The organism is Amycolatopsis sp. NPDC059235, from assembly GCF_042754125.1.
Lineage (GTDB): Bacteria > Actinomycetota > Actinomycetes > Mycobacteriales > Pseudonocardiaceae > Amycolatopsis > Amycolatopsis albidoflava.
The window spans coordinates 21137-33340 of the sequence record NZ_JBHZAG010000027.1; the positions used below are offsets into that span (position 1 = coordinate 21137).

General features: G+C 69.1%; 16 protein-coding genes. 8 read left to right on the top strand and 8 right to left on the bottom strand.

The annotated features are described in order from the left end of the window. Positions 1-97: 97 nt before the first annotated feature. The 4 genes from ACFXI3_RS19490 to ACFXI3_RS19505 all read right to left on the bottom strand — a co-directional run bounded on the left by ACFXI3_RS19490 (position 98) and on the right by ACFXI3_RS19505 (position 3039). Positions 98-427 carry a hypothetical protein gene (locus ACFXI3_RS19490; protein WP_378400968.1) on the bottom strand — a complete coding sequence of 110 codons (330 nt, stop codon included), beginning with the start codon at positions 425-427 and terminating at the stop codon, positions 98-100. Between the two features lie 205 nt (positions 428-632). Then, a complete protein-coding gene (locus ACFXI3_RS19495; protein ID WP_344269353.1) occupies positions 633-1283 on the bottom strand; it encodes a response regulator transcription factor in 651 nt (216 codons plus the stop codon). Beyond that, entirely contained in the window at positions 1280-2434 is a 1155-nt protein-coding gene (locus tag ACFXI3_RS19500) for a histidine kinase (RefSeq protein ID WP_344269356.1), read from the bottom strand. The genes ACFXI3_RS19495 and ACFXI3_RS19500 overlap by 4 nt, the downstream gene beginning before the upstream one ends. After that, entirely contained in the window at positions 2431-3039 is a 609-nt protein-coding gene (locus ACFXI3_RS19505) for a DUF1453 domain-containing protein (protein WP_378400970.1), read from the bottom strand. The genes ACFXI3_RS19500 and ACFXI3_RS19505 overlap by 4 nt, the downstream gene beginning before the upstream one ends. A gap of 224 nt (positions 3040-3263) precedes the next feature. Between ACFXI3_RS19505 and ACFXI3_RS19510 the strand changes: the two genes are divergently transcribed. Further along, positions 3264-3881, top strand: a complete 618-nt coding sequence (locus tag ACFXI3_RS19510) for a VC0807 family protein (protein WP_378400972.1) — start codon at positions 3264-3266, stop codon at positions 3879-3881. Here ACFXI3_RS19510 and ACFXI3_RS19515 read toward each other — a convergent pair. Further along, positions 3872-4381 (bottom strand): MarR family transcriptional regulator, encoded by a 510-nt coding sequence (locus ACFXI3_RS19515; RefSeq protein WP_378400974.1) that lies wholly within the window; start codon positions 4379-4381, stop codon positions 3872-3874. The two genes, ACFXI3_RS19510 and ACFXI3_RS19515, sit on opposite strands and share 10 nt — an antisense overlap. A 47-nt stretch (positions 4382-4428) precedes the next feature. On the opposite strand from ACFXI3_RS19515, the gene ACFXI3_RS19520 reads away from it, so the two are divergent. After that, positions 4429-4884, top strand: a complete 456-nt coding sequence (locus ACFXI3_RS19520; RefSeq protein WP_378400976.1) for a nitroreductase family deazaflavin-dependent oxidoreductase — start codon at positions 4429-4431, stop codon at positions 4882-4884. Beyond that, the gene (locus ACFXI3_RS19525) at positions 4881-6062 is read left to right on the top strand and encodes an FAD-dependent oxidoreductase (RefSeq protein WP_378400978.1); all 1182 of its coding nucleotides are present in this window, start codon (positions 4881-4883) and stop codon (positions 6060-6062) included. Before ACFXI3_RS19520 ends, ACFXI3_RS19525 begins: the two co-directional genes overlap by 4 nt. Here the strand turns inward: ACFXI3_RS19525 and ACFXI3_RS19530 are convergent. Genes ACFXI3_RS19530 through ACFXI3_RS19540 form a run of 3 tightly spaced genes read right to left on the bottom strand, consistent with a single transcriptional unit; the run spans position 6032 to position 8020 of the window. Next, a complete protein-coding gene (locus ACFXI3_RS19530) occupies positions 6032-6637 on the bottom strand; it encodes a type II CAAX prenyl endopeptidase Rce1 family protein (RefSeq protein WP_378400980.1) in 606 nt (201 codons plus the stop codon). The two genes, ACFXI3_RS19525 and ACFXI3_RS19530, sit on opposite strands and share 31 nt — an antisense overlap. Further along, the gene (locus ACFXI3_RS19535) at positions 6634-7530 is read right to left on the bottom strand and encodes an NAD(P)H-binding protein (protein ID WP_378400982.1); all 897 of its coding nucleotides are present in this window, start codon (positions 7528-7530) and stop codon (positions 6634-6636) included. Before ACFXI3_RS19535 ends, ACFXI3_RS19530 begins: the two co-directional genes overlap by 4 nt. Positions 7531-7567: 37 nt before the next feature. Next, positions 7568-8020 (bottom strand): MarR family winged helix-turn-helix transcriptional regulator, encoded by a 453-nt coding sequence (locus tag ACFXI3_RS19540; protein WP_378400984.1) that lies wholly within the window; start codon positions 8018-8020, stop codon positions 7568-7570. A 45-nt stretch (positions 8021-8065) separates the two neighbouring features. On the opposite strand from ACFXI3_RS19540, the gene ACFXI3_RS19545 reads away from it, so the two are divergent. The 5 genes from ACFXI3_RS19545 to ACFXI3_RS19565 all read left to right on the top strand — a co-directional run bounded on the left by ACFXI3_RS19545 (position 8066) and on the right by ACFXI3_RS19565 (position 12180). Beyond that, positions 8066-8425, top strand: a complete 360-nt coding sequence (locus ACFXI3_RS19545) for a hypothetical protein (RefSeq protein ID WP_378400986.1) — start codon at positions 8066-8068, stop codon at positions 8423-8425. A gap of 73 nt (positions 8426-8498) precedes the next feature. Next, complete coding sequence (locus ACFXI3_RS19550; RefSeq protein ID WP_378400988.1) at positions 8499-9413, top strand: 3-oxoacyl-[acyl-carrier-protein] synthase III C-terminal domain-containing protein; 915 nt, start codon at positions 8499-8501, stop codon at positions 9411-9413. A gap of 12 nt (positions 9414-9425) precedes the next feature. Then, positions 9426-10712: a type III PLP-dependent enzyme gene (locus ACFXI3_RS19555; RefSeq protein ID WP_378400990.1), complete on the top strand. Its 1287-nt coding sequence runs from the start codon at positions 9426-9428 to the stop codon at positions 10710-10712. Continuing rightward, positions 10712-11494, top strand: coding sequence for a hypothetical protein (locus ACFXI3_RS19560; protein WP_378400992.1), 783 nt, complete (start codon positions 10712-10714; stop codon positions 11492-11494). Before ACFXI3_RS19555 ends, ACFXI3_RS19560 begins: the two co-directional genes overlap by 1 nt. A 41-nt stretch (positions 11495-11535) precedes the next feature. Continuing rightward, a complete protein-coding gene (locus ACFXI3_RS19565) occupies positions 11536-12180 on the top strand; it encodes a response regulator transcription factor (RefSeq protein ID WP_182892398.1) in 645 nt (214 codons plus the stop codon). Positions 12181-12204: the final 24 nt, after the last annotated feature.

The window sequence follows — 12204 nt, forward strand, 5'->3', positions numbered from 1 at the left end:
CGGATCTGCGGCGCTACGGGCGAGCAGTTTCGGCCAAGCGGACCGGAAACGCGTCCGGGACGGCCCCGCCGGATGGCCGCCCCGGACGCATTCCGGACTAGGACAAGGATTGCCAGTTAATGGTTCGCACCGGGACGCCCGGGCAGGAAAGAACGAAACGGTAGATGTTGCCCGCGTACATGACCGGGCCGTAGACCTGGGCATTGTTCGAGCAGACGAGGTAAACCCGCATCACGCCCGCCCGGACCGCGCAGCTGATGGCGACGTCGTGGAACGGGGCCCGGGAGTAATAGTTGCAGTTGAACACCGGCGGGACGGCGTCCGGCGCGGCGTGCGAGCCCGCTGAGCTGAGGGTTCCGGTCAGCGGCTCCGCGGCCGGGGCCGCCGTGGCGACGCTCGCGCCGGCGAACAAGGCGACGATAGTCAATGCGATGGCAATGAAGGGCTTGGCCGCTCTTTCGGAAAGAGAACCTGGGCCGGTGAATCGAACCATAACGAATATTCCTTCGCGCCTGGGCGCACCTCGGATGGTGTGCCTCGCGCCCCATGCTGTCGGGTCGCGGCGTCGCGGATGCGGCATCGATGCGTCATCGCGGAAACCGCGCCCGGCCCTTGCGCGGCTTCAGTTATTGCTAGCGCTGACCGTTCTGATAGTTGAGCGCGTAGCGGACCGCGTCGGCACGCGAGTGGAAACCCGCTTTGGCGAAAAGGTTGTTGATGTGGGTTTTCACCGTGGCTTCGCTGATGACTAATGCGGCCGCGATTTCCGGATTGCGCAGGCCGTCGCCGATCAGGCCGAGGATTTCCCGTTCGCGCGCGGTCAGCGAGAGATCCGGCTCGGCGGGCGGGGCTGGTTTGGCGGCCAGCGCGAGCAATCGCCGCTGCACCTCGGGCGAGAGCACGGTCTGGCCCTGGGCCGCGGTGCGCACGGCGTGCAGGATCGTGGTGCGGTCGGCTTCCTTGGTCAGATAGCCGCTCGCGCCCGCCTGCAGCGCGGCCAGGATCGATTCGTCGTCGTCGAACGTGGTCAGCACGAGAACTGTCGTGTCCGGCTGGGCTTGGCGGATGCGCCCGGTCGCGCCGACGCCGTCCAGCACCGGCATGTTGAGGTCCATCAGCACCACGTCCGGACGGTGCTGCTGCGCCGCCTCGACGGCCTCGGCGCCGTTGGTCGCGGTCGCCACGACGTCGACGTCTTCGGCGAGGTCGAGCATGACCGCGAGCGCCTCGCGGACAGTTGCCTGGTCGTCGACGACAACGAGGCTGATCGGGCGGTCGGTCATCGAGGCAGCTCCAGTTCCACGGTCCAGCCGTCGCCGGCCGGGCCTGCTCGCAGGGTGCCGCCGAGCAGGGCGGCCCGTTCGCGCATTCCGACGAGCCCGACCCCGGAACCTCCGGCCAGTTCGGCGCGCAGCGGTTCGGTCGCGGGCCCGTTGTGCACGGTCAGCCTTACATGATCAGCAGTGAAGGCCAGCCGCAGGCCACGGGTCGCGCCCGGCGCGTACTTGGCCGCGTTGGTCATCGCTTCCTGCGCCGCCCGGACCATGGTGTGCGTGGTCTCCGGGCCGACCGCTCCGGCTTCGCCCTCGATGGCGAACTCCGCCGATGCGTGTTCGGCGAGTTGGCACAACGTCTCAGACAGCGGCAAGGTGTCTTCGCGCAGCGCGTGCACCGCACGGCGGGTTTCGCTGATCGAGTCGACGGCGATGGCGCGTGCCTTGCGAACCGCGGCGGCTGCCTCGTCGTCACGGCCGCTGTCGCGCAGTGCGTCGGCCATGTCCAATTGCAGCGCGATCCCCGAGAGCGAATGACCGAGGACGTCGTGGATCTCGCGCGCGATCCGGCCGCGTTCGACGAGCGCGGCCTCGCGGGCTTCGGACTCGCGGGCGCGCTGCGCGGCGTCCGCGGCGAGCTGCGCGTTGCGGACGGCGTCGAGGCGGTCGTGGTGCGAGATGCCGACGGCGACCGGCAGACCCACGGTCAGCGTCACCCACACCGGCCACACTGGGAACCCTGGTGACAGCTGTCCGACCGTCCAGGTCGCGGCGGCCGCGACGGCGGTGCCGGCGACCGCGATGGTCACCGCGGCCCGGCGGGACGCGAGTTTGACCCCCGAGGCGGACGCGGCGACGAACGGGAACATCGCCGCGAACGTCCCGTGCGTCAGCGGCAGGAGCAGCGCGCCGAACAGCATGTACGCGCTCATCACGGCGATCTGCCGGTTCTCGGTGAGCCGGGTCCAGGGCAGCAGCGAGGCGATTCCGGAGACCGAGGCGAGCACGAACAGCGGCAAGGCCAATGGCCGGTACGCGATCTGCGCGTCCGGCCACTGAACTGCGGTGCAAGCGATGGCGGTGAGGACGAGGACGGGCTGGATCAGCTCGTCCCGGTACTGCCCGAGAAGCGACAGCGACCGCTGGTCCGGCGTGCTCATGGGACCAGGTTCCTCCTCGTCGGGGCGGTGTCGCGGGCGGACTGAGTGTTCCACTCCGCCGGACGGCCGGCGAGGTTGCGCTGGATGTTGTCCAGCAGCGGCGAGGTCTGCGCGGGGGCTCCGTCGCTGCCCTGGGTCCACACCACCTGGTGCCCGGCGCGCAGCGCGCGGTAGAGCACGACCAGCCCCTCGGCGAGGATGCCGACGCCGATGGTGAGCAGCATGCTGTTGGCGACGCCGCCGGCGTCCTGCGGGGCGAACGCGTCGAGCGCGAGGTTCACGCCGATCTTGACCACGATGTTCGCCACCCACAGTGCGACGGTGAACGCGGTGTAGCGGACGAAGGCGGTGCCGTCGCGCCGGGAAATCCGGACGCTCATCCCGCGCAGGACGCCGAGGGCGACGCTGACCGCCGCGGTCCCGACGAGGAAGATCATCGAGGCGGGCGTCGTCACCTCGCCGGACAACGTGCTGAGACCGACGACGGACAGCACCGCGGGCAGGATGAGCATCTGCTTGGCCTGCGCGGGTTCGCCCATCAGCCGCCGCACCATCAGGTAGCCGATCGCCGCCACGATCAGGACGATCTCCACGGGTCCGCTCATGAGTTGTTCCTGCCTTTCGCATCCGTTCCGATGCCGAGAAAACTACGGCGGAACGGGCTCGAAGTCGTGCGGTGCGCGGCGTATCCCCGGGTGGAGAAATCCCTCCACCCGAGCCTGGATTTCTCCACCCGGGGATACGCCCGCAGCCGCAAGACGGCAGCGCGCGGCGACCGTAGCGTTTCTCGTCGAATCCCAGCAATCAAGCCGAAAACGGGGAGCCCGGCATGACCAAGTCCACCCGCACGATGATCACTACGATGTTCTTGGACGTCGGTTTGTCCGTCGTCGTCTACTACGCGGCCAACCTGCTCGGCGCGAGTGCGTACGTGTCGCTGCTGGCCGGCACGATCGTCGCGGGACTGCGGACGATCTGGGTCGCGGTCGCGCAGCGCCGCCTCGACCTGTTCTCGTCGTTCCTCGTGCTGCTTTTCGGTCTGGGCTTAGGGCTGAGCTTCCTGACCGGTGATCCGCGCTTCCTGCTGGCGAAGGAATCGGTGACCACTTTCTGCGCCGGCGTGGCCCTGGTCGGCAGCTGCGTGCTCGGCCGTCCTCTCGCGTACTACGCGGCGCGGCGCCTCGCGCATTCGGCGGGCGGTGCCCGGCAGCGTGAATTCGACGCCACCGCACAAGACGCGACCCTGCGGCGGCGCTGGTACCAGATCTCGCTGGTGTGGGGTGTCGGGCTGACTGCTGATTCGGTGCTGCGCATCGTGGGCGTGTACACGCTGCCGTTCGACACCGCAGCTGCTCTCTCGCAGGCGCTGTTGATCGTCGCGTTCGCGGGGTTGATCGGGTGGACAGTGGTGACGAAGCGGCGGTTTGAGCAGTCGGTTCAGGCGTGACGGTCGTAGGCGCGCATTGCGGCCGCGACGTCGTCGAGGAATGACAGGACGACGGGGACGTGCTCGGGGTCGAGCCGGTTGGTGATGGTCTCGATCTCGGTGAGCAGCGGTGTCAGCGCGGTGCGGACGTCCTCGCGGGCGTGGGCGGTGGCCTCGAGGTGGACGCGCCGCCGGTCGGCCGGGTCGGCGCGGCGGGCCAGGTGCCCGGCCGCGGCGAGGCGGTCGACCAGCACCGTCGCGGACGCCGACGTGATGCCGAGCCGGTTGCCCAGTTCGCCCGGTCCGAGCGGTTCCGGGCTGGAGACCACCTGGTCGATGGCCTGGACGTCGGTGACCCGCAGCGACAGCCTGCGCGCCAGCGCCGCCTGCATGCCCCGGCCCGCTTGCAGCAGCCGCCGCACCGCCAGGGAGACGTCCCGCGCCGTTCGTTCGTCCGCCACTCGTTCGTCCGCCACTCGTTCGTCCGCCACTCGTTCGTCCGCCACTCGTTCGTCCGACACGGTCGAATGGTAGCTAGAAGTTCTAGGTAAGCGGTACGCTGGTCGATATGGCTAGAAAATCTAGCGAACTGTCCCAGGTCAACGCCGAGATGGCGCGGAAGCTGCTCGACGCCGATCCGCGCCCGGTACCGGACGGCGGCTACGGATTGCGCGTGCTCGAAACGACCGGACGCCGCAGCGGCCGGACCCGGCAGACGCCGCTCGGAGTGCTCCGGCTCGGCAGCGACCGCTACCTCGTGTCGCCGGACGCGAACCGCGATTGGGTACGCAATCTCGTCGCGGTTACGGCTTGCCGCGTCCTGGCTGGCGACATCAGCGAAAGCGTGCGCGCGCAACCGGTGCACGGTGCCGAGGCGGTGTCGGTGATCTCGGCTTATCTGGCCGCGGTGCAAGCTCCGTGGGCGCTCGCCGCGTTCCCGGTCGGTCCCGGTGCGTCGGCGGCTGAGATCGCCGAGCACCTGGACTCGCTTGCGGTGTTCCGCCTCGAAACGGGTGACGCGTGACGGACCCCGTGGTCGTCGTAGGCGGCGGACCGGGCGGGATGATGCTCGCCTATCTGCTCGGCCGGGCCGGAATCCCCGTCACGCTGCTGGAAGCGCACCGCGACTTCGACCGCGACTTCCGCGGCGACTCGCTGCATCCCTACACCCTTGAACTGCTCGACCGCCTCGGGCTGGCCGACCGGCTCCTCGCCCTGCCGCACCACAAAGCACGCTTCTTCCGCTTCCACACCCCGGCCGGGTCGATCACCACCGCGGACTACGGCAAGCTCGCCTCGCCGTACAACTACGTCGCCCTGATGCCGCAGGCGCGATTCCTCGACTTCCTCGCCGCCGAGACCGCCGCGTTGCCCAGCGCGAGCGTGCGTACGGGGGCCAAGGTCGTCGAGCTGATCCAGGACGGCCGCGTCACCGGCGTCCGCTACCGCGACGACGCCGGAACCCACGGCCTGCCCGCCTCGCTCGTAGTCGGTGCGGACGGCCGCTTTTCCCGGATCCGCCGGCTCGCGGACGCTCCGGCCCGCTCCCTCGGCGCCACGACCGACCTGCTGTGGTTCCGCTTGCCGCACCGTCCCGAGGACCCGCCGGACGCCGACGTGGACCTCTTCTTCGGGCGGGACCACTACGTCGGCCTGCTCGCCGGGACGAACGGCTGGCAGGTGGGATACAGCCTGCCCAAGGGCGGATACGCGCAGGCCCGCGAGCGCGGGGTCGGCCCGATCCGGACGTTCCTCGCCGAGCATGTGCCGTGGCTGGCCGACCGCGCCGAACTGCTGACTGATTTCGGCCAGACGACCCTGCTTTCGGTCGACATCTCCCGGGTGGAGCGCTGGTGGCGTCCAGGCCTGCTGCTCATCGGCGACGCCGCGCACGTCATTTCGCCGGTCGGGGGCAACGGAATCCTCATGGCGGTCCAGGACGCCGTCGTCGCGGCCAATCACCTCGTGCGGGATCGGTCCGATGCCGCCCTCGCGCGGATTCAAGCCGAGCGTGAGCCCGCTATCCGGCAGGTGCAGGCACAGCAAGTCCGGTTGGAACAACGCGCCGCCCGTGCGCGGGAGCGTGGTCGTCCGGCCGCTCCGCCGTATCGGTTGTTGCGGTTGCTCACCGCTATTCCTGGTGCCCGCGCTCGTGCGGCCCGCGCCAATGCCTACGGACCCACTCCACCCGAGTTGGACTGAGGCGGGAAGAGCCGGGGCAGGAAGCCGATCATCAGGGCGGACCAGGTCACGTGCGTCAGCAACGGTGCCTGCACGCCGCCGCCCCAACGGCGTTGCAGCGTAAAGAGCGTCCCCATGGTCGCGGACGCCAGCACCAACGCCGGGTTCCGTGTCGCCGTCGTGGAAAGCACGTACAGCGCGGTCGATCCTCGCGGGCCGAACGTGTCGTAAAGCGTGCCGCGGAAGAAAACCTCTTCTGCGGCACCGGTTACGAGGGCAGTCGTCACCACTGTCGGCGTCGAGCCGTGGTGAGCATGGCCGAGTACGCCGGTGATTGCCCTGCGCAGCAACGGAATCCGGCGAGCGACCAGCGCGCAGCCGTAGAACACCCCGAACGCGCCCGCGCCCGCCAGCACCGGCTGCATGACGTCCGGACGTCCCCGTGGCACCGGCCCGGCCGCTCGCGCACCGGCGAACCAGGTCGCCGCGACCGACGCGGTCAGCACGTGGAACCGCCGCGACCCGGGTTTGCTGGCCAGCGACGCGCCCAGCAGTCCGGAACCCGCCGCGGTCACCGCTTTCAGGAACGTCTTCACCTGGCCTGCCGCCGTCGCGCGCGTTCGCCGAGCGCTTGCAGCACGGCGTCGTTGTAGCTCATCGGCTCGAACTCGACGATCCGGCGGATCGCGTCGTCGCGGACGACGACCTCGTTGCCCATCGAGTCGATCAGCGCGCGCCCGGTCGTCGCGTCGACGTCGGTGACCAGCGCGAGCCAGTAGGACGACAGCCGGGGCGAGAGCAACGGGACCGGCACGATCGGCAGCATCCTGCCCTCGATGACCGCGACGCGCCGCAGCATGTCCCGGTAGGTCAGCACTTCCGGGCCGCCGATGTCGAACGTCCGGCCCTCGGTCTCAGGATGCTCCAGCACGCCGGCCAGATAGCGGACGACGTCGGCCAGCGCGATCGGCTGGGTGCGCGTGCTGACCCAACGCGGGGTGATCATGGCGGGCAAGTGCTCGACGAGTTGGCGGGTCAACTCCCACGACGTGCCGCCGTGCCCGATGACGATCCCCGCGCGCAGCACGGTCACCGGCACGCCGGTCTCCGCCAGCAGCCGTTCGACCTCGCGCCTGCTGGCCAGATGCTCCGACAGCGAGTCGCCGTCGTCGCCGAGACCGCCGAGGTAGACGATCCGGCGTACTCCGGCCTCCGCCGCGGCGCGGGCGAACGCGCGGGCCGCGTTGGCGTCGCGCTGCTGGAAGTCGGTGCTGTCCAGGGAATGCACCAGGTAGTAGGCGACTTCGACGTTCTTGAGCGCGTCCCGCAAGGACCCGATGTCGGCGACGTCGCCGTGCACCGGCTCGCCCGTCCCTCGATAGTTCTCCGGACGGCGAGTCATGGCGAGCACGTCGTGCCCGGCTTCTTCCAGCGCCGGGCACAACCGGCTGCCGACGAACCCCGAGGCTCCGGCTACCAATGCGCGCATGCTTGCGACGGTAGCCGGACGAGCGGGATCCCGCTGATCACCGGGGGCGCTGCCGGTCCTCCATGAGCTTGCCCATCAGCTGCGCGAGCGCCTCGTCCAGCCGTCCGCTGAGCCGCTCGCCGAGCCGCTCGGCCAGTTCGTTGTCGACGGCCGCCGCGAGCGAACCCATCTCGGCCAGCAGGGATTTCCCTCCGTCGGTGACGGTGAGGATGTGCTTGCGCCGGTTCTCCGGGTCTCGCCGCCGCTCGATCAAATCGCGCTGCTCCAGCTGGTCCGCCAGCCGGACGACCAGGCTGGGACTCACCCGCATGAGTCGCGCGATGTCGTCCTGGGTCCGCGCGAAACCCTGCTCGACCATGGCGAGCGTCCCGAGGTGTTTGGGAGTCAGGCCGGTTTCGCGCAGGTGCTCGGCGAAGTCGTTGGCCAGGTCGGTGCCGAGCACCATGAGCCGGAACGCCGAGGTCTCGGGCAAAGAACTGTTGGTCGCCACGCCGGTACTCTATCATCCGTAAACAGTTCAATCTGTGAATAGTTGATGAGTGAGGTAATGATGATCGTCCTGGTGGCGGCCAACGCTGTGCTCGCGGTGGTCAGCGTCGCGTTCGCGGTAGTGGCAGCAGTGCGACCGGCGGCGTTGAGCCACAGTGCGGCGCCGACGAGCGGCGAGAAGTTCTACGGCTGGATGTATGCGGTGCGAGCCGTGCCGCTGGGCTGCGCGGCCGCGGTGGTGCCGTTGATCTGGTCTGGACCAGTCTGCGCGGTGGTTCTGCTCGCGGCCGCGGTCGCGCAGGCGGGCGACGTCGGCATCGGAGTGTTCCGCGGGGAACGGGGCATGATCGCGGGAAGCTCCGTGGTGGGTGCGGTGCATGTGCTCACCGCCGTCGCGCTGTGGTGAGCGAACCCTCCTGAAAGCCGCGCGTCAGCGTCGCGTCAGTGCCGATTGCGATTCTGTCGGGGTGACGTGCCTGATGTCTGTGTCCAGTTACCTGCCCGCTGCGGTGCCGATCGCGTCGCTGCAGGACGAACTCGACCTCACCGACGCCCAGTTGCGCAGGCTGCATCGCATTTACGGGCTGTCCGAGGTCTGCCGGTCGCCCGAGTCCGAGGCCGAGATGCTGCTCGGCGCGGTCGCGAAGCTCGACGGGTTCGCCGGGGTGGAGGAACGCGTCCGGTACGTGCTGCGGCCGAAGACAGTGCCCGCGGCGTCGCCGTTTCCGTTCGATCCGCTGGCCGAAGTGCGGCAGCGGCTCGGGCTCCAGAACGCGCTGGCCTTCACGGTTACTGACCACGCCTGCGCGTCCGGCCTGCTCGCCCTCGACCTCGCCGGCGCGCTGCTCGAACAGGACGGGGACCCCGACGCGCTGGCATTGATTCTCGCCGGGGAGAAGGCTTTCACCCCGGCCGCGCAGATCATCCCGGACGTCGCGGTGATGGGCGAGGGGACCGCCGCGGTGCTGGTCGCCCCTGGCGGGCAACGGGATCGGCTGCTCGGCTACGCGACGACGACGCTCGGCGGGCCGGGCGGCGAGGTCATCACGAACGAAGAGCAGAACAAGGTCTTCCGGCAGATCTATCCGGACGCGCTGGGCGACGTCACCCGCACCGCGCTCGAAGCCGCCGGGTGCGCGGCAAGCGATCTCGCGCTCGTTCTTCCGCACAACGTCAACAAGGTTTCGTGGATCCGCGCGGCGGAGGCGATGGCCGTGCCGCGAAAAAAGATCTTCCTCGGCAACGTCCCGCGCACCGGCCATTGCTTCTGCGCGGACCCGTTCCTCAACTACCACACCGCGACCCGGCTCGGGCTGCTGAACCCGGGCGAGCGCTACCTGATGGTTTCGGTCGGCCTCGGCTCGACGTTTTCCGCGATGGTCTTCGAACACTAGGAGCACAACCTGATGAGTACGGAACTCGAGATCGAGGGCGTCGGGATCACCGAGCTCGCGGACCGCTACGGCACCCCGCTGTTCGTTTACGACGGCGGCGAGCTGGCCGGTCGGATGTCCCGGCTGCGGCGGGAACTGCACGACAGCATGGAGGTCTTCTTCTCGCTGAAGTCGAACCCGAACGTGTCGATTCTCGCTGTGCTGCACGACAACGGGGCGCGCGCCGAGGTGTCGAGCCTCGCCGAACTGCGCACCGCGCGCCGTGCCGGGGTCGAACCGCGCGACATCATTTTCCTCGGTCCCGGCAAGAGCCAGGCAGAGCTGGAAGCCTGTCTGGACGAGGATATCGCGGCGATCGTCTGCGAATCCTTCGGAGAGCTGGCGTTGATCGACCGGCTCGCTGGAGCACGCGGGGTGAAAGCGCGGGTGGCGTTGCGGGTCAATCCGAGCTTCGCGGTCAAGGGATCCGGGCTGACCATGGGCGGGAAGCCGCGTCAGTTCGGCATCGACGAGGAACAGCTGTTCGCCGCCGAGGACCTGGTTTCCCGGCACGCGAACGTGAAGATCATGGGCGTCCAGGTGTACATGGGCACGCGCATTCTCAGCGAGGAATCGGTGGTGGAGAACACCACCCGCATCTTCGCGCTGGCCGAGCAGCTGTCCGCGCGGCTGGGCTTCGGCCTGGACCTGGTCGACGTCGGCGGCGGCCTTGGCGTGGCGTACTTCGAGGGGGAACGCGACCTCGACCTCGATCTGCTGACCTCCCGGCTCAACCCGGTGATCGACGAGTTCGCCGCGCGGCATCCCGGCACCCGGCTCGTGATGGAGCTGGGCCGCTACCTCACCGCGATGAGCGGCACCTACGTGGTGCGCGTGCGTTACGTCAAAACCTCGCTGGGACAGAACTTCGCGGTCGCCGACGGCGGCACGAACCACCACATGGCCGCGGTCGGGATCGGCTCCTACGTCAAACGCGATTTCCCGATGCGGCTGCTCAACCGGATCGACGAACCGGCCGCCGAAACCTGGCAGATCACCGGCCCGCTGTGCACGCCGAACGACGTGCTGGGCAAGAAGATCCCGCTGCCGCCGGTTCGTCCCGGCGACCTGATCGGAGTGGAACGCTCCGGCGCCTACGGCCCGAGCGCGTCGCCGGTGTTGTTCCTCAGCCACGGCTATCCCGCCGAAGTTTTGGTCCACGATGGACAGTCCTATGTGATCAGCGAGCGGGACCAGCCCGAGGACCTGTTGCGCCGTCAGCACCTGCACCGGCTGCCGGTTCCCGCGGTGGAGGGCTGATGTTCAGTGCCGGTGCTCCCGTAGCAGCGACGCGCACTTCGCCGTTCGCCGTGCTGCCGATGGGGTTGAAAACCGTGCTGCATCGGCGATTCGAGTCCGGCGACGACCGGCTCGACGGTCCGATCATGACGCGGTACTTCACCGATCTGGCCGCCGGACACGAGGTCGGCTACTCGCCGGACCTGGTCGCTCAGGCACAGGGCAACACGTTCATCTCCCTGGCCAGGCAACTGCTCGACGGCCAGCTGAGCGAGCCGGTCGACCTGGTCGTCGTCGCGCACGACGGCCCCGATTTCGACCCGCGCCTGTCCGCTCCGGTCAACCTGACCGCGGTGCTGCCGGGCGGTCCGATGACGTACTCGGTTTCCGGGCAAGGCCCGCTCGCCGGTTTCCTCGCCCTGCGAGTAGCGGCCGGATACGTGCGGCGGAAGCCGATGCACCGCGTGCTGATCCTCGTCATGGAGCAGCGAGGCATGCCGTACGCCGGGCAACGTCCGTCGGCGGACGCGGCGGCCGCGCTGCTGTTCGAGGCCGGAATGGGCAGCACCCGAGTCGCGGTGCTGCCCGGAATCGCCCCGGCCGACGCGCGGGCCGAGGCCGATCGGCTCGCGCCAGCAGACCGTTACGGACCAGGCCTCACCGGCGAGCCGATCACCGAAGGACGCTCCGCCACCGAACTGTGGGCCGAACCGCCCGCGGTGCTCGCCGATTACGACCCGGTTCGCGGAACTCTCGGAATCTGCGCCTTCGCCCGGGAAATCGAGCCGTCCGCGCCCCTATAATCAGGAGCGGAACAGCCGCGGCGAAGAAAAGGTGAAGCTCTGTGCGCGTGGTCATCGGCGAAGACCAGTTCCTGCTCCGCGACGGGCTGGTCCGGTTGCTCGAAGCGCACGGGATGACGATCGTCGCGGCGCTCGACAACGGGCCGGATCTGCTGAACGCGCTGGTCACGGAGAAGCCGGACGTCGGCGTCGTCGACATCCGGCTCCCGCCGTCGTTCACCGACGAGGGCCTGCGCGCGGCGATCGAGGCCCGTCGCCAGGTGCCGGGACTGCCGGTGCTGGTGCTGTCGCAGTACGTCGAACGCTTGTACGTCAACGAATTGCTGGCCGACGGCGCGGGCGCGGTCGGCTACCAGCTCAAGGACCGGGTGCTCGACGGCGACCATTTCGTCGACGTGCTGCGCGGGGTCGCCGCGGGCAACACCATGATGGATCCCGAGGTGGTGTCGCGGCTGTTCACGCACAACACCCGCGACCGTGCGCTGGAAAGCCTCACTCCGCGCGAGAACGACGTGCTCCGGCTGATCGCCGAGGGCCGGTCCAACAGCAACATCGCCGCCGAGCTGTTCGTCACCGAGAAGGCGGTGTCCAAGCACATCAACAACATCCTGGCGAAATTGCAGCTGCCGGTGTCCGAGGACAGCAACCGCCGCGTGCAGGCCGTGCTGGCCTACCTGCGCCACTGACGCCTCACGGACCGCAAACTTGCC